The sequence below is a fragment of the Cryptosporangium japonicum genome, from assembly GCF_039524755.1.
Lineage (GTDB): Bacteria > Actinomycetota > Actinomycetes > Mycobacteriales > Cryptosporangiaceae > Cryptosporangium > Cryptosporangium japonicum.
The window spans coordinates 1-19295 of record NZ_BAAAGX010000012.1; the positions used below are offsets into that span (position 1 = coordinate 1).

The 19295-nt window shown below is 70.8% G+C and carries 22 protein-coding genes and 1 pseudogene; 22 read left to right on the forward strand and 1 reads right to left on the reverse strand.

Features of this window, described 5'->3' with window-relative positions; genetic code table 11:
- Both ABD437_RS15460 and ABD437_RS15465 read left to right on the forward strand, forming a co-directional pair.
- Positions 1-192, forward strand: a pseudogene (locus ABD437_RS15460) (sigma-70 family RNA polymerase sigma factor); the annotation flags it as partial.
- A 79-nt stretch (positions 193-271) separates the two neighbouring features.
- Complete coding sequence (locus tag ABD437_RS15465; protein ID WP_425558157.1) at positions 272-1060, forward strand: PHP domain-containing protein; 789 nt, start codon at positions 272-274, stop codon at positions 1058-1060.
- On the opposite strand, the gene ABD437_RS15470 is transcribed toward ABD437_RS15465, so the two are convergent.
- A complete protein-coding gene (locus ABD437_RS15470; RefSeq protein ID WP_344649535.1) occupies positions 1044-2186 on the reverse strand; it encodes a sensor histidine kinase in 1143 nt (380 codons plus the stop codon). The genes ABD437_RS15465 and ABD437_RS15470 overlap by 17 nt on opposite strands.
- A gap of 173 nt (positions 2187-2359) precedes the next feature.
- On the opposite strand from ABD437_RS15470, the gene ABD437_RS15475 reads away from it, so the two are divergent.
- From ABD437_RS15475 to ABD437_RS15570, 20 genes are all read left to right on the forward strand, one after another.
- On the forward strand, positions 2360-3220 hold the full coding sequence (locus ABD437_RS15475) for a flagellin N-terminal helical domain-containing protein (protein WP_344649536.1): 861 nt from the start codon (positions 2360-2362) through the stop codon (positions 3218-3220).
- A 67-nt stretch (positions 3221-3287) separates the two neighbouring features.
- Complete coding sequence (gene fliD / locus ABD437_RS15480; protein ID WP_344649537.1) at positions 3288-4619, forward strand: flagellar filament capping protein FliD; 1332 nt, start codon at positions 3288-3290, stop codon at positions 4617-4619.
- A gap of 13 nt (positions 4620-4632) precedes the next feature.
- Entirely contained in the window at positions 4633-5022 is a 390-nt protein-coding gene (gene fliS, locus ABD437_RS15485; protein WP_344649538.1) for a flagellar export chaperone FliS, read from the forward strand.
- A gap of 2 nt (positions 5023-5024) precedes the next feature.
- A complete protein-coding gene (locus ABD437_RS15490) occupies positions 5025-5345 on the forward strand; it encodes a hypothetical protein (RefSeq protein ID WP_344649539.1) in 321 nt (106 codons plus the stop codon).
- A gap of 54 nt (positions 5346-5399) precedes the next feature.
- On the forward strand, positions 5400-5798 hold the full coding sequence (gene flgB, locus ABD437_RS15495) for a flagellar basal body rod protein FlgB (protein WP_344649540.1): 399 nt from the start codon (positions 5400-5402) through the stop codon (positions 5796-5798).
- A gap of 16 nt (positions 5799-5814) precedes the next feature.
- The gene (locus ABD437_RS15500; RefSeq protein WP_344649541.1) at positions 5815-6219 is read left to right on the forward strand and encodes a flagellar basal body rod protein FlgC; all 405 of its coding nucleotides are present in this window, start codon (positions 5815-5817) and stop codon (positions 6217-6219) included.
- Between the two features lie 90 nt (positions 6220-6309).
- Positions 6310-6606, forward strand: a complete 297-nt coding sequence (gene fliE / locus ABD437_RS15505; protein WP_486304007.1) for a flagellar hook-basal body complex protein FliE — start codon at positions 6310-6312, stop codon at positions 6604-6606.
- A 3-nt stretch (positions 6607-6609) separates the two neighbouring features.
- Positions 6610-8223 carry a flagellar basal-body MS-ring/collar protein FliF gene (fliF, locus tag ABD437_RS15510; RefSeq protein ID WP_344649543.1) on the forward strand — a complete coding sequence of 538 codons (1614 nt, stop codon included), beginning with the start codon at positions 6610-6612 and terminating at the stop codon, positions 8221-8223.
- A 2-nt stretch (positions 8224-8225) separates the two neighbouring features.
- Complete coding sequence (gene fliG, locus ABD437_RS15515) at positions 8226-9239, forward strand: flagellar motor switch protein FliG (RefSeq protein ID WP_344649752.1); 1014 nt, start codon at positions 8226-8228, stop codon at positions 9237-9239.
- On the forward strand, positions 9223-9948 hold the full coding sequence (locus ABD437_RS15520; RefSeq protein ID WP_344649544.1) for a FliH/SctL family protein: 726 nt from the start codon (positions 9223-9225) through the stop codon (positions 9946-9948). Before fliG ends, ABD437_RS15520 begins: the two co-directional genes overlap by 17 nt.
- Positions 9945-11297 carry a FliI/YscN family ATPase gene (locus ABD437_RS15525; RefSeq protein WP_344649545.1) on the forward strand — a complete coding sequence of 451 codons (1353 nt, stop codon included), beginning with the start codon at positions 9945-9947 and terminating at the stop codon, positions 11295-11297. Before ABD437_RS15520 ends, ABD437_RS15525 begins: the two co-directional genes overlap by 4 nt.
- Entirely contained in the window at positions 11297-11770 is a 474-nt protein-coding gene (locus ABD437_RS15530) for a flagellar FliJ family protein (RefSeq protein WP_344649546.1), read from the forward strand. The genes ABD437_RS15525 and ABD437_RS15530 overlap by 1 nt, the downstream gene beginning before the upstream one ends.
- A 22-nt stretch (positions 11771-11792) precedes the next feature.
- Positions 11793-12848, forward strand: coding sequence for a transglycosylase SLT domain-containing protein (locus tag ABD437_RS15535; RefSeq protein ID WP_344649547.1), 1056 nt, complete (start codon positions 11793-11795; stop codon positions 12846-12848).
- Entirely contained in the window at positions 12845-14662 is a 1818-nt protein-coding gene (locus ABD437_RS15540; RefSeq protein ID WP_344649548.1) for a flagellar hook-length control protein FliK, read from the forward strand. The genes ABD437_RS15535 and ABD437_RS15540 overlap by 4 nt, the downstream gene beginning before the upstream one ends.
- A gap of 2 nt (positions 14663-14664) precedes the next feature.
- Positions 14665-15432, forward strand: a complete 768-nt coding sequence (locus ABD437_RS15545; protein WP_344649549.1) for a flagellar hook capping FlgD N-terminal domain-containing protein — start codon at positions 14665-14667, stop codon at positions 15430-15432.
- A 32-nt stretch (positions 15433-15464) separates the two neighbouring features.
- Entirely contained in the window at positions 15465-16664 is a 1200-nt protein-coding gene (locus ABD437_RS15550) for a flagellar hook protein FlgE (RefSeq protein ID WP_344649550.1), read from the forward strand.
- A 96-nt stretch (positions 16665-16760) separates the two neighbouring features.
- Positions 16761-17036: a flagellar FlbD family protein gene (locus ABD437_RS15555; protein ID WP_344649551.1), complete on the forward strand. Its 276-nt coding sequence runs from the start codon at positions 16761-16763 to the stop codon at positions 17034-17036.
- Positions 17036-17803, forward strand: coding sequence for a motility protein A (locus ABD437_RS15560; RefSeq protein WP_344649552.1), 768 nt, complete (start codon positions 17036-17038; stop codon positions 17801-17803). The genes ABD437_RS15555 and ABD437_RS15560 overlap by 1 nt, the downstream gene beginning before the upstream one ends.
- A gap of 1 nt (position 17804) precedes the next feature.
- Positions 17805-18701 (forward strand): flagellar motor protein MotB, encoded by an 897-nt coding sequence (locus ABD437_RS15565; protein ID WP_344649553.1) that lies wholly within the window; start codon positions 17805-17807, stop codon positions 18699-18701.
- A gap of 85 nt (positions 18702-18786) precedes the next feature.
- The gene (locus tag ABD437_RS15570; protein ID WP_344649554.1) at positions 18787-19248 is read left to right on the forward strand and encodes a flagellar basal body-associated FliL family protein; all 462 of its coding nucleotides are present in this window, start codon (positions 18787-18789) and stop codon (positions 19246-19248) included.
- The last annotated feature ends 47 nt before the right edge of the window (positions 19249-19295 follow it).

The following is a 19295-nucleotide window of genomic DNA, read 5'->3' on the forward strand; positions in this document are numbered from 1 at the left end:
GCACTCACCCTGCTCCGCGACGGCATCAACTCCCAGCTCGACCCCGAGCAGGTCGCCGGCGCGGACCGCCCGGAGGGCTGCGTCGCGCGGCGCCGGGCCGCGTACTACGCCGACGTGGCCGCCCGCGGCGACCTGCGCACGAGGTTGTCCCACACCACACCGTTGGGCACTCCCACCAGGGCGGCCGGGTGACAAGACTGGAGGCATGACCTCGTACCCACCTGATGGGCATGTGCACACGCAGTTCTCGTGGGACGCACCGTCCGGGGACATGGAGCGGACGTGCGCACGCGCCGTCGAGCTGGGCCTGCCGTCGATCGCGTTCACCGAACACGCCGACTTCGGCCTCACGACGCTCACCGACCCGCACCGCGCGCTGCCGGACTGGCTGGCCGAGCGCACCGACGCCGACGGCGTGGTCACGCCACCGGCGCTCGACGTCGAGGGTTACCTCGCCGAGGTCGCCCGCTGCCGCGACCTCTTCCCCGATCTGCGCATCCTCACCGGCGTGGAGCTCAGCGAACCGCACTGGCACCACGAGCGCGTGACGGACCTGGTCACGCTCGGCCGCTTCGACCGCGCGCTCGGCTCGGTGCACACGATCCGGCACACCGCGGACCTCGACTACGACGCCGGGGACGCCTACAACGCGCTGGCGGCCGAGGCCGTCGTCCGCCGGTACCTCACCGAGGTGGCGGCGCTGGCGACCGGCTCGGACGTTTTCCACGTCCTCGCGCACATCGACTACCCGGTCCGGTACTGGCCGGCCACCGCCGGGCCGTGCGACCCGCGGGCGTTCGAGGAGGAGTACCGCTACGCCCTGCGTGCCCTGGCCGGTACCGGCCGCGCGCTCGAGGTGAACACGCGCAACCCGCTCGACCCGGTGATCGTCCGCTGGTGGCGCGAGGAGGGCGGCACCGCGCTGAGCTTCGGCAGCGACGCCCACCGCCCGGACCTGCTCGCCACCGGGCTACTCGAGGCCGCCGCGATGGTCGAGGCCCACGGCTTCGGCCCCGGCGCGCACCCCTACGACTTCTGGGTGCTCAAGAAACGGCATTGAGCGTGAGCCGCACGGTGGTGCCGACGTCCGGCGTGCTGTCGATCGCCACCGCACCCCCGTGCGCCTCGACGATCGCCCGCACGACGGTGAGGCCGAGACCGGCGCCCTGCACGGCGTCCGCCTCGGCCGACGCCGAGCGGTAGAACGGGTCGAAGAGCCGGGGCAGGTCCTCGGCCGCGATGCCGCTCCCGGTGTCGCTCACCAGGACGGCCGGGACGGACGGTTCGACCCGCACCCGGATCTCGCCGGCGGACGTGAACCGGATCGCGTTGAGCAGCAGGTGACGCAGCGCCTGCTCCAGCGGCCGCCGGGCCGCCGAGACCCGGACCGTGCCGGGCGCTTCCCAGAGCAGCCGCACCGAGGAGTGGTCGGTGAGCGGACGGCTCTGCTCGACCACCGACGTGACCAGCTCGGTCAGGTCCACGTCGGCCAGGCGCAGCGAGATCCCGCCGCTGCTGAACTCCGCCGCGGTGAGCATGTCGTCGACGAGGCGCAGCAGCCGCTCGGAGTTGCGCTGCATGACGCCGAGGAACTGGCGCGCGGTGGCCGGGTCCAGCGGCTCGGTGTCGTCGAGCAGGATCTCCAGGTATCCCCGGATCGACGACAGCGGCGTCCGCAGCTCGTGCCCGACGGTGGTCAGGATCCGCTCCTCGAGCGCCTCGAGGTCGCGGGCCCGCCCGGCGGCCCCGGAGGCCTCCCGCGCGTACCGGCGCAGCTCCACCTCGGCGGTCGCGTGCCGGGCCAGGGCACGCAGTGCGCGGCGCTGCGCGTCGGTGAGCCGGCGGGGGTGGCGGCCGAGGACGCAGACCGTGCCCAGCACCTGGCCCTCCCCGACGCGCAGCGGAGCACCCGCGTAGAAGCGGATGTGCGGCTCGCCGGTGACCATCGGGTTGGCGGCGAACCGCGGGTCGGCCAGCGCGTCGGGCACCTCGAGCAGGTCCGGGACGTCGAACGCACGGCGGCAGAACGAGGAGTCGAGCTCGGTGTGGGTCTGCGCGCAGCCGACGCGCGCCTTGAACCAGAGCTGTTCGCCGTCGACGAGCGTGACGAGCCCGATCGGCGCGCCGCAGATCTCCGCGGCGAGGTGTGCGATCGAGTCGAAGTCCGGTTCCGCCCGGAGATCCATACCGCCCATACTGGCAGTTAGACCCCAAAATAGGCTCGAACACGCGTGGAACATCTTCCCCGGAAAGTTTTGCGTGAAACCACTCAGACGAGTGGCGCCACGGGCGATGTCGTCAGTGATCGGTCCACGGAAGGTCCGGCCAGAAGCACGATTCGTCCAGGAGGAACACCAGAATGTCGCTTCGCATCAACACCAACGTCTCGGCCGCCAACGCCTACCGGAACCTGTCGGTCAACGACAAGTCGGTCGCGGGCTCGATGGAGAAGTTGTCCTCCGGTCTGCGGATCAACCGCGCCGCGGACGACGCGGCCGGCCTCTCCGTCAGCGAGGGCCTGAAGTCGCAGATCGGCGGCCTCACGGTCGCGGCCCGCAACGCGCAGGACGGCGTCAACGTCGCCCAGACCGCGGACGGTGCGCTCGGCGAGACCTCGTCGATCCTGCAGCGCATGCGTGACCTGTCGGTGCAGGCCGCGAACACCGGTTCGCAGGACTCGGACGCCAAGGCCGCGGCCAACACGGAGTTCCAGGAGCTCAACAAGGAGCTCGACCGCATCGTCAAGAGCACGAAGTTCGGTAGCCAGGCGCTGCTGGACGGCAGCTACAACGGTGCGTTCCAGGTCGACTCGGCGTCGAAGAACACCAACGCCGCCGCCCAGATCAGCATCGACCTGACCTCCGGCGGTGCCCTGCAGTCAGCCGGTCTGCAGGGCCTCGACTCCACCGGGCTCGGCACCAACGGCCTCGACCTGACCACGGACGCCAGCGCCGCGATCGACGCGCTGGACACCGCGATCAAGGGCGTCTCGACGGTCCGCTCGCAGATCGGTGCCATCCAGAACCGCTTCGAGCACACGATCAACAACGTCAACGTGGCGATCGAGAACCTGAGCGCGTCGAAGTCGAGCATCACCGACACCGACATGGCTTCGGAAATGGTCAAGTTCTCGAAGAACCAGATCCTGCAGCAGGCCGGTACGTCGATGCTGGCGCAGGCCAACCAGAGCGGCCAGGGCGTTCTCAAGCTCCTCGGCTGATTCGTCTGACTGACGGCCAGGGGCGGTGCGCATCCGCGCACCGCCCCTGTTCCATTGGAGGAACCCCATGGTCACCAGTCTCGGCGGGCTGGCCAGCGGCATGGACACCACGTCGCTGATCAACGCACTGATCTCCGCCGAATCCGCGCCCCAGACCAACCTCAAGACCAAAGTCTCCGACTACACCACCAACAACACGGCCTACCAGACCGTCAACACCAAGATGAAGGCCGTGCTCGACGCCGCGAAGGACCTGACGCGGTTCGACTCCTTCAAGGGCGCCAAGGCGACGTCCTCCTCCACCGACGTGGTCGCGACGGCGTCCACCGGTGCGCAGACCGGCGACATGACGTTCTCGGTGACGAAGCTGGCCGCCGCCCACCGGGTGACCTCGGCCTTCGCCGGCACCGACACCCCCGCCACCACCAACGGCACCATCGATCTGACGATCGGCACCGGCGCCGACGCGGTGACCACGAACCTCGCCGTGGACGACAACACGCCCCAGGGCGTCGCCGACGCGATCAACAAGGCCGGGCTCGCGGTCCGCGCCTCGGTCGTGAACACCGACTCCGGCCCGGTGCTCCAGCTGGCCTCGACGAAGACCGGCAAGGCGAACACGTTCGAGATCTCCGGCCTGACCTCCGACGCGAAGGTGATGAGCGCCGGCACCGACGCCGAGCTCACGGTCGGCGACCCCGCCCAGGGCGGCTTCAAGATCTCCAGCAGCAGCAACACGTTCACCGGGGCGATGCCGGGTGTGACGATCACCGCCAGCAAGCTCGCCACCGACGTGACGATCGGCGTCAACCAGGACACCGAGGGCATCGCGAACAAGATGCAGGCGCTCGTCGACGCCGCCAACAGCGCGCTGGCGCAGATCAGTTCGTCGTCGGCGCCCGGTGTCGCGTCCTCCCCCGGCGCCAAGTCGTCGGCCGGACCGCTGGCCGGTGACTACACGGTCCGCCAGCTCTCCAGCCAGATCCTCAGCACGGTGAGCCAGGGCCTGTCCGGCTTCGGCAGCTTCAAGCAGATGGGCGTCCAGCTCACCCAGGGCGGCAAGCTCGAGTTCAAGAAGGACGACTTCCTCAAGGCCTACAACGAGGATCCGGCCAAGGTCCAGAAGGCGGTCACCGACGGGCTCGCCGGTGGACTGCAGAAGGTCGGCGCGGCCGCCACCGACACGATCAACGGCACGCTCACCCAGAAGATCAAGAGCGGCACGACGATGATCTCCCGGCTCAACAAGGAGATCCTCGACTGGGACACCAAGCTGGCCGATCGCCGCACCGCGCTGCAGCGCCAGTTCTCCGCGATGGAGAGCGCGCTCTCGAAGGTGTCCAGCCAGTCCAGCTGGCTCAGCAGCCAGACGGCGGCCAGCAACGCGAGCAACTCCTAGGAGTGAGTACCCGATGACGTACCCGCCACCCGGCGCCGCCCGAGCCCGCTACCTGGCCGACAGCATCAGCACCGCGTCGCCGGCCCGGCTGCTGGTGATGCTCTACGACCGTCTCGTCCAGGACATCGCCCAGGGCGAGCAGGCGATCCGCGACGGCAACCGGCTGCTCGCCGGCGAGCGTCTGATGCATGCGCAGGACATCATCAGCGAACTGCTGGCGACGCTCGACCTGACCGCCTGGGACGGCGCCGAGAACGTCGCCGCGCTCTACCGCTGGATGCTCTCCGAGCTCGTCCAGGCCAACATCAAGCAGGACGCCGGCAAGGCCGCGTCGACGCTCGAGCTGGCCAACGAGCTGCGCGACGCCTGGCGGGAGGCCGCGATGGCCGTCGGGTCGGCCTGACGGTGACCGACTGGCGGTCGGCCTGGGTGGACGCGCTCGATCAGTTGGAGGCGGACGTCGCCGGAATCGAGGAGCTCCTGCGGACCGACCAGTTCCTGCGGGAGACACCGCCGTCGGACGCCTGGTCGCCGCCGGAGGGCATCGGGCCGCTCCCGCTCGACCTGCGGCCCCGCGCCGACCGCATCCTGGCCCGGCAGCTCGCCGCGGCCGAGGCGATCGCCAGGGCGATGGCGGGCAACCGGCGCCAGGCCGCGCTGACCAGCAAGATCGAGCTCTTCGACAGCGGCGCGGCCCGCCCGGCGTACCTGGATCAAGCGATCTGACCGGACTGCACCAGAACTACTCAGGAACTGCTCCTGAGCGCCGTAGGGGGATACGTGTTCGATTCCGTCACTTCCACCGTGCTCAAGACCGCCATGGACGGCCTGGCACTGCGCCAGCGCGTGACGGCCGACAACGTCGCCAACATCGATACGCCGCAGTTCCTGGCCGGCCGCGTCCAGTTCGAGGACGCCCTGCGGCAGGCCGTCGACGCCGGTCAGGGATTCGGCGGCGAGACCAGGGCCGCGATCAGCCGCGCGGCGCTCGCCGACGAGGCCACCCAGCCCTCGATGGCCCGGTCGCTCGAACCGACCCGGATCAACGGCAACAACGTCAACCTCGACCACGAGGTCATCTCGAACGTCGACACCCAGTTGCGGTACCAGCTGATGATCCGCGCGATGGACGACCAGTACGGCGGGATCCGCACGGTCGCCGCCGGCGGCGGCGCGTAGATCCTGGAGTGAAGATATGAGCCTCTTTCCGGCCTTGGGTATCGCCAGCACCGGCGTCACCGTCCACCGCAAGTGGCTGGACGCGGTCTCCGACAACCTGGCCAACATCAACGACGTGCGCCCCACCAGTGGTGAGGCCTACCGCGCCAAGCAGGTCATCGCGCAGGCGGTCGACTACGGCGACGGCAACGGCGGCGTGCAGGTCGGCGGCATCGTCGAGGGCCCGGCCGAGGGCCGCCTCGTCTACGCGCCGGACCACGTGATGGCCGACGCCGAGGGCTACGTCCGGATGCCGGACATCGACCTGGCCGACCAGATGGGTCAGCTGCTCATGGCGCAGCGCGGTTACCAGTCCAACCTGGCCGTGATCGACCGCGCGAAGGACTCCTACACGCAGGCCATCCAACTCGGGAAGGGCTGATAAGTGACGACTCCGATCGGTTCAATCGGCTCGTTCGGCGCCGTCGGCGCGATCGGGGCCACCGGCGCCAGTGACCCCATCGCCCCGGTGATGGTCTCCGGCATCGGGATGAGCGGCACCGGCAGCGCGCTGCCGGCCGCGTCCAACCCGGACGAGACGTCGGACAGCGCGAAGGGCTTCGCCGCGCAGCTCGCCGACAGCCTGCAGAACCTCCAGACGCTGCAGACCCGCAAGGACGAGCTGGCCGTGAAGGCCGCCACCGGCAGCCTCACCGACGTGCACGACTACACGATCGCCGCGACCGAGGCGGCGCTCGCGACCCAGCTGACCGTCGCCGTGCGCGACAAGGCCGTGGCCGCGTTCCAAGAGATCATGCGGATGCAGTAACCGATGGTCGACCGCCTGAAGCGAGCCCTGGGCCGCGGAGTCGAAGGCTTCAAAGCCTTCTCCGCGGGGCAGAAGGCCGTGCTCGTCGTGGCGGTGCTGGCCCTCGTCATCGGCGGCTACTTCTTCGCGTCCTGGGCCTCGAAACCGACGATGGCGTCGCTGTTCAGCAACCTGTCGCCCACCGACGCGTCGGCGATCGTCGAGAAGCTCGGCGCCGCCAACGTGCAGTACGAGCTGGCCGACGGCGGCGCCACGGTCATGGTGCCCCGGGACCAGGTCTACGACCTGCGGCTCCAGATGGCCGGGCAGGGCCTGCCGGCCGGTGAGGACACCGGTTACTCGCTGCTGGACAAGCAGGGCGTGACGACGTCGGAGTTCATGCAGCACGTCAGCTATCAGCGCGCGCTCGAAGGGGAGCTGGCGAGCACGATCTCCTCGATCGACGGGGTGGAGGCGGCCACCGTCCACCTCGCTCTGCCGCAGAAGGACGTCTTCGCCGACGACCAGCAGAAGCCCACCGCGTCGGTGCTGGTCAAGACGGCCGCCGGCAAGGACCTCACCGACAGCCAGGTGCAGGCGATCATCAACCTGGTCTCCTCCAGCGTCGAGGGCATGGACTCCGCCGACGTCACGCTGGCCGGTGCCGACGGCTCGGTGCTCGCCAAGGGCGGTCAGACCACCACCGCGGCGGGCGGCGACTCCAGCAGCAAACAGACGGTCGCGTTCGAGGGCAAGATGCAGGACTCGATCCGGTCGATGCTCGAGCAGGTCGTCGGCAAGGGCAAGGCGGCGGTCACGGTCACCGCCGACCTGGACTACGACAACACGCAGACCAAGACCCAGACCTACAACTCCGACGCGAACACCCAGCCGCTGGCCGAGTCGCAGAAGACCGAGACGTTCTCCGGCAACGGCAACGCGGTCGGCGGTGTGCTCGGACCGGACAACATCCAGGTCCCGAGCGGGTCCAACGGCTCGAACAACTACGAGAACAGCACCACGACGCGGAACAACGCGGTGAACTCGGTGACCGAGACCCGCAACTCCGCGCCCGGCGCGATCCGCCGGATGGGCATCGCGGTGCTGCTGGACTCCAACGTCCCCGCGTCGGCCAACACCGCGAAGATCCAGACGCTGGTGCAGTCCGCGGCCGCGCTGGACACCACCCGCGGCGACAGCCTCGCGGTCACCGCGCTGCCGTTCGACGAGTCGGCGGCGAAGGCCGCGGCCAAGGAGCTGGCCGAATCCCAGGCGGCGGCCAAGCAGGCCCAGCTGATGGGCACGGTCAAGAGCGGCGCCGCGATCGGGCTGATCGCGCTGCTGATGATCATCGCCGCGTTCGTCAGCCGCAAGAACCGCAAGAAGCAGCAGCGGACGACGCTCACCCCGTCCGAGCGGCTGCAGCTCGAGGAGATGCAGGCCGCGCTCGAACGGGAGCGGATGCGCGAGCTCGAGGCGGCGAACGCGCCCGCCGCGATCGAAGCCGGCCCGACCCGCCTCGGCCCGGACAAGGAGACCCGCCAGCGCGAGATCGCCGAGATGGTGGAGAAGCAGCCCGAGGAGGTGGCGGCGCTGCTCCGGAGCTGGCTCGGTGACCGCCGGGAGGTGTCGCGGTGACCGTGTCCACCGGCTCCGACCTCTCCGGGCTGCGCAAGACCGCGATCCTGCTCGTGCAGATGGGCAAGGAGGCGTCCTCGAAGATCCTCGCGCAGATGCGCGAGAACGAGATCGAGGAGCTGACCGCGGAGATCGCGCGGCTCGGCCAGATCGAGACCGAGATCGCCGACGACGTCCTGTTCGAGTTCCACGACCTGGCCACCGCGAACAAGTACGCCGGCCAGGGCGGCCTGGACTACGCGCGCGACCTGCTGGAGGCGTCGGTCGGCGCGGAACGGGCCGCCGACCTGATCGGACGGCTCTCCAAGAGCATCGCGGACGTCCCGTTCAACTTCCTGCAGCGGGCCGAGGCCCGGCAGCTGCTCTCGTTCCTCCAGGACGAGCACCCGCAGACGATCGCGCTGGTGCTGGCCCACATGACCGCGACGCAGGCGTCGGGCATCCTCTCCGGGCTCTCCCCCACCCTCCAGGCCGACGTCGCCAACCGGATCGCGGTGATGGACCGGACCTCGCCGGACACGATCCGGCAGGTCGAGGAGACGCTCGAACGCAAGCTCTCCTCGGTGCTCCAGCCGACCGAGATGTCGGTCGTCGGCGGCCTGCAACCGCTGGTGGAGATCATCAACCGGGCCGACCGCGGCACCGAGAAGATGATCCTGGAGGGCCTGGAGACGCTCAACCCGGAGCTGGCCGAAGAGGTCCGCAGCAAGATGTTCATGTTCGAGGACATCATCGGACTCGAGGACCGCTCCATCCAGCTGGTGCTCCGCCAGGTGGAGTCGGCCGACCTGGCCACCGCGCTCAAGGGTGTCAACGACGCGGTGCGCGACAAGATCATGCGCAACCTGTCCGGCCGGGCCGCCGAGAACCTCGCCGACGAGGTCGAGATGCTCGGCCCGGTGCGGCTGCGCCAGGTCGAGGAGGCGCAGGCGAAGGTCGTCCAGAACATCCGGGCGCTGGAAGCCTCGGGCCAGATCACGATCCGGCGGGGAGACGACGATGAGTTCGTCGCCTGACCCGACCGCGAGCGGCGTGCTGCGCGGCGCGGCCGCGGACGTCGCGGTCAGCGCGTCGTTCCACACCGACCTCGGCCGGGCCGGTGCGCGGGTGCCGCGCGTCCCCGCGGTCGACGCCGAGCTCACGGCCGCGAAGGAGGCCGCGAAGGCCGCCGGGTTCGCGGCCGGGTGGGCCGAGGGCAAGCGCGCGGCCAAACTCGAGGCCGAAGCCGCCCGCCGGGCCGCCGACGAGGAGACCCGGCGGTTCGAGCAGGCCCGGCTGGCCGGCCTCCAGCGGGCGCTGCAGACGGTCGCCGCGGCCGCGAGCGCGTTGGAGCAGCGGGCCGCGCCGAGCGCGATGGAACTCGAGAACGAGCTGGTCAGCGCCGCGTTCGTGCTGGCCGAGGCGGTGTTGGGCCGGGAACTGGCGCTGGCCGACTCCCCCGGACGCGACGCGGTGGCGCGCGCGCTCGAACTGGTGCCGGTCGGCCGGCCGGTACTGGTGCGGGTCAACCCGGCCGACCACGCGACGCTCACCGCCGAGGCCGACCACGAAGGTCCGCTGGTCATCGACGGCCGCACCGTCACCCTCGAGCCGGACGCGTCGCTGGCCAGCGGCGACGCGATCGCCGAGAGCGACGCGACGGTCGTCGACGCCCGTCTCTCGGCCGCGCTGCTGCGTGTCGGCGAAGCGCTGGGCATGGTCGACGCGGCAGATCAGCCGTGGTGAGCCGGCTGCTCCAGCACCGGCTGGCGCCCGCGATCCGCGCGGCCCGGCCGGAGGTCACCGGCCGCGTCGACTCGGTGCTGGGCCTGTCGGTGTCGGTCGTCGGGGTGCCCGGGCGGGTCGGTGACCTGGTGCGGATCGGCGGCGTCGGTGGGATGGCCGGGCTCCGCGGCGGCTCCGGGCGCGAGGACAACACGACGATCGCCGCCGAGGTGGTGGCGCTGGACGGCGCCCGCCTCTCCTGCCTGCCGCTCGGCCCGCTGGGGGGCGTCGGGGCCGGTGACCGCGCGGTCAACACCGGATCGCCGCTGCAGATCCAGGTCGGCGAGTCGCTGCGCGGCCGGGTGCTCGACGGCCTCGGGCGGCCGATGGACAACGGGCCGCCGCTGGTCAACACCGAGTGGGTCTCGGTCGAGGGCGAGCCGCCGACCGCGATGGAGCGGGGGCTGATCCGCTTCCCGCTGCCGCTCGGCGTCCGCGCGCTGGACACGCTGGTGCCGTGCGGCCGGGGGCAGCGCATCGGCATCTTCGCCGGCTCCGGCGTCGGCAAGTCCAGCCTGATGTCGATGATCACCCGGGGCACCGAGGCCGAGATCACGGTCGTCGCGCTGATCGGCGAACGTGGCCGGGAGGTGCGCGAGTTCCTCGAACACGACCTCGGGCCGGAGGGGCTGGCGCGGGCCGTCGTGGTCGTCGCGACCTCCGACACGCCCCCGCTGGTGCGCCTGCGTGCCGGGTTCGTCGCGACCCGGATCGCCGAGTGGTACCGCGACCGCGGCAAGGACGTCCTGCTGATGATGGACAGCCTCACCCGGACCGCGATGGCCCAGCGCGAGGTGGGGCTGTCGGCCGGCGAGCCGCCGGCCACCCGGGGTTACCCGCCGTCGGTGTTCGCGCTGCTGCCCCGGCTGCTCGAACGCGCCGGGCCCGGGTCGGCGGGCACGATCACCGGTCTCTACACCGTGCTGGTGGAGGGCGACGACCAGAACGAGCCGATCGCCGACACCGCCCGCTCGATCCTCGACGGGCACGTCGTGCTCGACCGCAAGCTCGCGACCTCCGGGCACTTCCCGGCGATCGACGTGCTGGAGTCGGTCTCCCGGGTGTCCGGCGCGATCACGACCCGCGAGCAGAAAGCGATGGCGAGCGAGCTGCGCCGGCTGATGGCCGCCTACCGCGACGTCCGTGAGCTGCTGGAGATCGGCGCGTACGTGCCGGGCACCAACCCCGACGCCGACCGGGCCCGCGAGCTCTGGCCGGCGATCACCGCGTTCCTGCGGCAGAGCCTCGGTGACCCGTATCCGGCCGGCGCCGCCTGGGACGCCATGTCCCAGCTGCTGAACTCCGGCTGATGGCCAAGAAACGGTTCCGGCTCGCCACCGTGCTGCGTGCGCGTCAGGCGAAGGAGGACGCGCTGCGCGGCGAGGTGCTCGCCGCGCGGGCCGCGCTACGGGAGGCCGAGCTGATGGTGGAGCGCAGCGGCGAGACGTTGCGGGGGCGTCAGCTGCCGGAGGCGGCGCTGGCCCGGTCGTACGTGGCCGCGATCTCGGCCAGGCAGGCGCTGGCCGGTGAGCTCTTCGCGGCCCAGCGCGTCGTGGTGGACGCGCAGGCCGCGGTGGCCGAGAAGCTGCGTGAGTACACCGACGCGTCCCAGGCCCGGCGGGCGGTGGAGAAGCTCGAGGAACGCCACAAGGCCGAACGCGCCGCGGCCGAGCTGGCCGAGGACCAGGTCCTCGTCGACGAATTGGCCACAACCCGAAGGTCGCGGACGAACCCGCCGATGGGCAACACGGAGAACTCTGCCGAGGTCGACGACGGCCCCTGACGCAGGGAACGAGGGGGCATCCTTGACCGGTTTGGCGGACATCACGTCGCGAATGCTGGCGATCCAGAGCCAGATCGCGCAGACCGCGACGCGGTTCGGCGCCGGGGTGGGCCAGCAGCCGACCGGGTTCGCCGTCGCGCTCGACGCGGCCCGCACGAGCGAGTCGGAAGCCACCGCGGGCACCGCCGGGAGCAGCACCGTCGACCGGGTCGGGAACGCGCTCAGCCCCAGCGGCCCGACCGGCGCGGACGTGGTCACCGCCGCCCGCAAGTACCTCGGTGTGCCCTACGTGTTCGGCGGCACCGACCCGGCCAAGGGGCTGGACTGCTCCGGCCTGGTGCAGCGGGTCTTCAAGGATCTCGGCGTCGAGCTGCCCCGGCTGGTGCGCCACCAGCGGCTGGAGGGCTCCGCGGTGCCGTCGCTCAGCCAGGCCAAGCCCGGTGACCTGCTGGTCTTCGACGGCTACGAGCACATCGGCATCTACGTGGGCAAGAACCGGATGCTGCACGCGCCGCAGCCCGGGGAGAACGTCAAAGTCGGGCCGATCTACGAGACGCCGACCTCGATCCGCCGCGTGCTGCCCGCCGAGGAGCTGCAGACGTCAGCGCTCAACGCGGCGGGCAGCCTGCTGCGCAACGCCGCGCTCGGCTCGTCGGCCGGCGGTGCCGGCAGCACCGGGGTGCTCGCCGGGGTGCCGTTCGCCGACCTGTTCACCTCCGCCGGTGCCCGCCGCGGGATCTCCCCCGCGCTGCTGGCGGCGGTGGCCAAGATCGAGTCGAACTACGATCCCGACGCGGTGAGCCCCGCCGGTGCGCGCGGGCTGATGCAGATCATGCCGGCCACCGCCCGTGAGCTGGGCGTCAATCCGTTCGAGCCCCGACAGGCCGTGGACGGTGCCGCCCGCCTGCTCAAACAGCACCTGAACGAGTTCGGGTCGCTGCCACTGGCCCTCGCCGCCTACAACGCCGGCGGGGGCGCGGTCCGCCGCTACGACGGCATCCCGCCGTACGCGGAGACCCAGCAGTACGTCGTCAAGGTGCAGAACGCCCTGCGTGCGCTCGGAAAGGACGCCTCGTGAGCATCTCTCCCCTTCCCGCGTCCCACAACACGATGTCGCTGATGATGGCGACGAACACCGCGCCCGCGCGCGGAGCCGCCGAAACGGAGACCGACGGCGCCGGGCGCCAGGGCCAGAACGACGACGAACAGTTCGTCGCCGCGCTCCAGGCCGCCTCGGGCAGCAAGGGCGCCGACGACACCACGATCTCCGAGCAGGACTCCTCGGAGGGGCCCAAAACCAAGCAGAAACCGGCCAAGGCGCCGGAGGAGGACAGCGGCCGGCGCGCGGTGCTGAACCAGGCCTGGCACACCACGATGACCGGCATGCCACCGTCGGACACCGCCGGTGCGCTCGCGCTGCCCGCGGCGCTGCTCGCCCACGGCCAGCTCGCGCTCGGTTCCGGCGGCGCCGGTGACATCGACGCCGACGCCCCGCCGGTCGCCGTCGTCGGCATCGGCGTGGTCACCGAGGGCGAGGGCGGCGTCGCGACCGGGCCGGTGCTCAACCCGGCGACGCTGGGGCTGAACGCGAAGGGCTCACCGGGCTTCGCCGGGCTGGCCGGGCTCCGCGGGCTCACCAGCGCCGACGCACCGGGCCCAGGGGACGCGGTGGGCCCGGGGGCCGCGGACGCGCCGAGCACCCGCGCGTTCGGGTTGCCGGAGCTGACCGTGGTCGGCGCGGCCGAGGCGCGGCCGGCGGTGGAGGCGGCGATCACCGCCAACGCGGACAGCGCGGCCGCGGCGGCGGCGCTGGCCGAGGTGGACCTGGCCGCGTTCACCGGCGCGCTCGGTGAGGCCGGCGCGCTCGCCGGCGGGGAGACGCCCGGAACCGGCACCCCGGGGGCCGGGGTGCCGGGAGCGGGTACGACCGGCGAACCGGCCGGGGTGGGCCATGGCATCGATCTCAGCGGCCTGGCCGGTGCGGAGAACGTGGGTGCCCCACCGGTCGTCACGAAGTCCGGGCGGCAGCTCTCGCCCGCCGAGCTCGCCGCGACCCAGGCCACCGCGACGCAGAACGCCGCCGCCCAGGTGGCCGCGGTCCAGGCCACCGCGGCGCAGCTCGGCCAGTTCCTGGCGCCCGACCCCGCGCTCACCGCGGCACCGGTCCCGGCGCCCGGCAGCCCGATCCCGGCGCCGGTCGACCGGCCCGGCTACGTCCCGGGCGCGCTCGGCGTCGACGTGTCGACGACCGGTGACACCGGCACCGGGGGCGACACCGAACGTGGCGCCGAGGAGAGCTTCACCGACGCGCTGGCCGCGGCGAACGCGCCGGCGGCACCGGACGCGACCGCGTTCACCCCGCTGCACACGCCGGACGTGAGCCAGCCCCAGCAGCTCGACCTCACCGGCGCGAACGCACCCGACCAGGCGCCTCCCCCGCCGCCGGCGGCGCAGGTGGCCGACCAGATCATCCCGCTGCGGACGCAGGGTGACGGCGTCCACCGGATCGCGATGGAGCTGCGCCCCGACGACCTGGGCACGATCAGCGTCGTCGCGGAGATCCGCAACGGCCAGGTGCACCTGCACTTCGGCGGCGCCAACGAGATGACCAGGGAGACGCTGCGGGCCGCGCTGCCCGAGCTGCGACAGCAGCTCGAGGACGCCGGGTTCACCGGCGCGGCGTTCGACTTCGGCGACTCGCCCGCCGGGCAGCAGAACCGCCAGTTCGCCGCCACCGGCCAGGGGCCCGGTGGGCAGCCCGGCCGGAACGGCCAGCCGGGCGACACCGGCACCGGCAACGACACCGGCCGCCCGGCTGCGCCGCGCCCGGCCGGATACACCGGGCCGACGCCGACCGGCGCCGGCCGCCACGCCCTCGACCTGCAGGTGTAGCCATGACCGCCCCGTTCTCGGAATCCTCCAACGTCGGCGCCACGCTGAACCAGGCGCTCGGTGCCGCCCCGGTGAAGCCGCCGTCGGCCGACCTGGACAAGGACGCGTTCCTCAAGCTCCTCGTCGCCCAGCTCAAGTACCAGGACCCGATGAACCCGGCGCAGGGCACCGAGTTCGTCGCGCAGACCGCGCAGTTCACCACGGTCGAGAAGCTCACGGACCTGGCCGAGGTGCAGCAGCAGATGCTCACCGCGCAGCTGACGCTCGGCGCGGCGAACCTCGTCGGCAAGGACGTGACGTACACCGACGCGGCCGGCAACTCGGTGACCGGGAAGGTGGAAGGGGCGACGCTCGGGTCGAATCCGAGCGTCACCGTGAACGGGTTGTCGATCCCGATGGCGAGCGTCACCGCGGTCGGGAAGGTCGGGCTGTCGACCACCACGTCGCCGGTGGCGGGTGGCGCGGAGGACGTGGTCACCCCGATCGGCGACGCGGTACCGGGCGCCACCACACCGCAGTCCCCGCTCCCCACCACCGCCCCGGGAGGCACCACCGTCCCGGGCGGCACCACGGCCCCGGGCGGCACCACCGCCCCGGGCGGCACCACGGCACCGGGGGGCACCGCTGCTCCGGGCACCGCGGTTCCCGGTGGTGCCGCGCCCGGCGGTGTCAGTACCGGGAGCCCGGATCCCGCGACGGCGTCGCCGACCACGCCACCCGGCCCGACCACACCCGGCACCGCGCCGGATGCCACCAACCCCGGCGCCTAGCGCCCGCGCTACCGAAGCAAAGGAACCGATCTATGCTGCGCTCGCTCTTCTCCGGTATCAGCGGTCTCCGCGCCCACCAACAGATGATGGACGTCACCGGCAACAACATCGCGAACGTCAACACGGCCGGCTTCAAGTCGAGCCAGGCGGTGTTCCAGGACACGCTCAACCAGATGCTCAAGGCACCGGCCTCGCCGCAGGGATCGGTCCAGGGCGGCACGAACCCCGCCCAGGTCGGCCTGGGCGTCCAGCTCGCCGGCATCTCCACGAACTTCACCCAGGGCTCGGCCCAGACCACCGGTCGCAGCACCGACCTGATGATCAGCGGCGACGGCTTCTTCACGGTCAAGACCGGCCAGGAGACGCTCTACACCCGGGCGGGCTCGTTCTCGTTCGACGCCAACGGCGCCCTGGTCACCAACGACGGTGCCCGCGTCCAGGGCTGGGTGGCCGACGCCCAGGGCGTCATCGCGTCGAACACCACGCCGACCGACCTGGCGCTGCCGATCAACACGCTGCTCGCACCGTCCCAGAGCACCGCGGTGACCTTCTCCGGCAACCTCCCCAGCGACGCGCCGGAGGGTACGGTCATCACCCCGTCGCTGACGATCTACGACGGCTCCGGCAACGCGTCCGAGCTGACGCTGACGCTCACCAAGGGCGCCTCCACCGACACCTGGTCGGTGAAGGTGAGCGACGGGACCACCGACTACGACGGCGGCGACATCACGTTCTCGGCGACCGGCACCACGCCCAACCCGAACACCCTCACGTTCCCGGCCGCGGCGGGCGACATCGCGGTCGACCTCGCCGGCCTGACGAACTACGCCGGCACCACGACCGTCGCGCCGCAGAAGCAGGACGGTTACGCGATGGGCTCGCTGCAGGGCTTCTCGATCACCAAGGACGGCCAGCTCGTCGGCTCGTTCACCAACGGCCTGCGCAAGCCGCTCGGCCAGATCGCGCTGGCGTCGTTCAACAACGCGGCCGGTCTGGAGAAGGCCGGTGGGTCGATGTTCCGGACCACTGTCAACTCCGGTGTGCCGCAGATGGGCACACCCGGCGGCGGCAGCCGGGGCGCGATCATGGGCGGCACGCTGGAGATGTCGAACGTCGACCTGGCCAGCGAGTTCACCAACCTGATCATCGCCCAGCGCGGTTTCCAGGCGAACTCGAAGATCATCAGCACCTCCGACGAGCTGCTCAACGACCTGATCAACCTGAAGCGGTGACCTGACGGGTGCGGGACGGGTCCGAGCCCGGCTCGCACCCGTCCTGCACCGTTTCCTCACCCTCGCGCGCCACCCGCCGATGACACAGGTGTGATCGTGTTGACGCGGCTGAACGGCCAGGAGTTCGCGCTGAACCCGGACCTGATCGAGCGCGCCGATGCCACGCCCGACACGGTCATCACGCTCGTCGACAACACGAAGTACATCGTCCTCGAGTCGTTGACCGACGTCACCCGGCTCATCCGTCAGTACCGGGCCGCGGTCATCGCCGAGGCCCAACGAGCCGTGCTCGAGCCGCAGAACCCGACCCTGACCGCCATGGACGACCCTGCCTCGCAGATCGTCGTCCCGCTGCACCGTCCGGAGCGCTGATGGACCCCGCAAGCATCATCGGGATCGTGGTGGCGTTCGCGATCGTCTTCACCACGATCATCCTCGAGGGCGGCCACATCGGGTCGATCTTTCTGCCCGCTCCGCTGCTGCTGGTGTTCGGTGGCGCGATCTGCGCCTCGATGACCGGTGCCACGATGGCCGACACGATCGGCTTCGGCAAGAACTTCATCGCCGCGCTGACCGCGAAGAAGATCGACGCCGGCGCGTCCGTCGACACGATCGTCAAGCTCGCCGAGCGGGCCCGCAAGGAGGGCCTGCTCGCGCTCGAGGACGCGATCAAGGACGTCAACGATCCGTTCCTCAAGGACGGGCTGCAGCTCGCGGTCGACGGCACCGACCCGGAGGAGCTGCGCGAGATCCTCGAGGGTCAGATCGAGGCGAAGAAGAAGCGCGACAAGGCCGCGGCCAAGTTCTTCACCGACCTGGGGTCCTACGCCCCGACGATCGGCATCATCGGTACCACCACCGGTCTGATCCACGCGCTGGAGAACCTGGCCCAGCCGGAGAAACTGGGTCACGTCATCGCGGCCGCGTTCGTCGCGACCCTGTGGGGCCTGATGTCGTCGAACCTGATGTGGCTGCCGATCGCGTCCCGGGTCAAACGCGTCAGCGAGCTCGAGGTCGACCAGATGAACCTGTCGATCGAGGGCATCATGGCGATCCAGGCCGGGGCGAACCCGCGTCTGGTCGCCCAGAAGCTGAAGGCGCTGCTCCCGAACCCGGCGCCCGCCAAGGCGGCCGCCTGACATGTCGGGCGGGGGCCACGGGGGCGGCAAACGCAAGAAGCACGAAGAGCACGAGGAGCACGAGAACCACGAAAGGTGGCTCGTCAGCTACTCGGACATGATGACGCTGCTCATGGTGCTCTTCCTGGTGCTCTTCGCGATGAGCAACGTCGACCAGACGAAGGTCGTCCAGCTGCAGGAGGGCTTCAACCAGGCGTTCGGCACCAACGCCGTGCTGCAGGGCTCCAGCTCGGTGCTGCAGAGCAGCGCCTCGGACAGCGCCGGCCTGGACCTGGCGGCCGGATCGGGCCCGGCGGGGCAGCTGACCGAGTCCGAGAAGGCCCTGGTGAAGAAGGCCGTGTCCGCGGCGGAGCTGGCCAAGGCCCAGACCCGGATGCTGGCCGCGGAGGCCGAGGCGCAGAACCTCACCGAGGCCGAGAAGAAGATCAAAGCCGCGCTGAAGAAGAACGGCCTGGAGGGCGACGCGTCGTTCACGATCGACTCGCGCGGCCTGGTCGTCACGGTGGTGACGAGCTCGGTGGTGTTCTCCGGCGACAGCGCGATCCTGCGGCCGGGTGGTCAGAAGATCCTGGACGCCGTCGGCCCCACGCTCAAGTCGCTGCCCAACGACATCGAGGTCGACGGTCACACCAACCAGCTGCCGGTGCCGACACGCAACTACCCGTCGGCCTGGGAACTGTCCACGGCCCGGGCCAGCGCGGTCGTCCGGTACCTGATCGGCAACGAGGGCATCGCCGCGAACCGGTTGCGCGCGGTCGGCTTCGCCGGCACGAAACCGCTGATCAGTCCCAGCGACGTCCGCTCGGTCAAGCTGAACCGCCGGGTGGAGATCATCGTGCTCTCCGATCTGCCGGACGACACGAGTTCGCTGCTGCCCTCCGCCGCGAAGGCGATCTGAGGCCTCGCTTCGCCACGACCCCCGATAGCTCGACGGAGACCGATTCACCCCACTAAAGTGCGAAAAATGACGAGCGGGACGTGTGATGGCTAAGGACGAGAAAGACGACAAAGAGGAGAAGAAGGGCGGCGGCAAGAAGAAGCTGCTCATCATCATCGTGGCCGCGGTGGTGGTGCTCATCGGCGGCGGCGTCGGCGCCTACTTCGCGTTCTTCTCCCACTCCGGCGAGGAGGAGGCCCATCCCGAGCCCACCCCGAGCGCCGTCGTCGTGGCGGACGCCATCACGGTCAACTTGGCCGACGGCCACTACCTCAAGATCGCCATCGCCCTGCAGACGACGACGAACGCCGCCGAGGCCGTGGACACCAGCAAGGCCCTGGACATCGTCATCTCGCAGTTCAGCAACCTGGAAGTGGCCGAGTTGTCGACGAACAAGCAGCGCGAAGCAGAGAAGGCCGAGCTGACCGAGAAGGTGGTCAAGGCCTATACCGAGGAGAAACTGGAATACGTGATGGCGGTGTACTTCACGGAGTTCGTCATCCAGTGACGAGCGCTATCGCCGTTCACAATCACATACACGGCATTCTTCTCAGA

Excerpts from the sequence above, each read along its gene's own strand:
- ABD437_RS15470 (WP_344649535.1), bottom strand. The coding sequence starts at position 2,186 with ATGGATCTCCGGGCGGAACCGGACTTCGACTCGATCGCACACCTCGCC.
- ABD437_RS15545 (WP_344649549.1), top strand. The coding sequence starts at position 14,665 with ATGACCGCCCCGTTCTCGGAATCCTCCAACGTCGGCGCCACGCTGAAC.
- ABD437_RS15500 (WP_344649541.1), top strand. The coding sequence starts at position 5,815 with ATGAGCCTCTTTCCGGCCTTGGGTATCGCCAGCACCGGCGTCACCGTC.
- fliS (WP_344649538.1), top strand. The coding sequence starts at position 4,633 with ATGACGTACCCGCCACCCGGCGCCGCCCGAGCCCGCTACCTGGCCGAC.
- ABD437_RS15530 (WP_344649546.1), top strand. The coding sequence starts at position 11,297 with ATGGCCAAGAAACGGTTCCGGCTCGCCACCGTGCTGCGTGCGCGTCAG.
- fliD (WP_344649537.1), top strand. The coding sequence starts at position 3,288 with ATGGTCACCAGTCTCGGCGGGCTGGCCAGCGGCATGGACACCACGTCG.
- ABD437_RS15560 (WP_344649552.1), top strand. The coding sequence starts at position 17,036 with ATGGACCCCGCAAGCATCATCGGGATCGTGGTGGCGTTCGCGATCGTC.
- ABD437_RS15550 (WP_344649550.1), top strand. The coding sequence starts at position 15,465 with ATGCTGCGCTCGCTCTTCTCCGGTATCAGCGGTCTCCGCGCCCACCAA.
- ABD437_RS15475 (WP_344649536.1), top strand. The coding sequence starts at position 2,360 with ATGTCGCTTCGCATCAACACCAACGTCTCGGCCGCCAACGCCTACCGG.
- ABD437_RS15565 (WP_344649553.1), top strand. The coding sequence starts at position 17,805 with ATGTCGGGCGGGGGCCACGGGGGCGGCAAACGCAAGAAGCACGAAGAG.
- fliF (WP_344649543.1), top strand. The coding sequence starts at position 6,610 with ATGGTCGACCGCCTGAAGCGAGCCCTGGGCCGCGGAGTCGAAGGCTTC.
- fliE (WP_486304007.1), top strand. The coding sequence starts at position 6,310 with ATGGTCTCCGGCATCGGGATGAGCGGCACCGGCAGCGCGCTGCCGGCC.
- ABD437_RS15570 (WP_344649554.1), top strand. The coding sequence starts at position 18,787 with ATGGCTAAGGACGAGAAAGACGACAAAGAGGAGAAGAAGGGCGGCGGC.
- ABD437_RS15520 (WP_344649544.1), top strand. The coding sequence starts at position 9,223 with ATGAGTTCGTCGCCTGACCCGACCGCGAGCGGCGTGCTGCGCGGCGCG.
- ABD437_RS15465 (WP_425558157.1), top strand. The coding sequence starts at position 272 with ATGGAGCGGACGTGCGCACGCGCCGTCGAGCTGGGCCTGCCGTCGATC.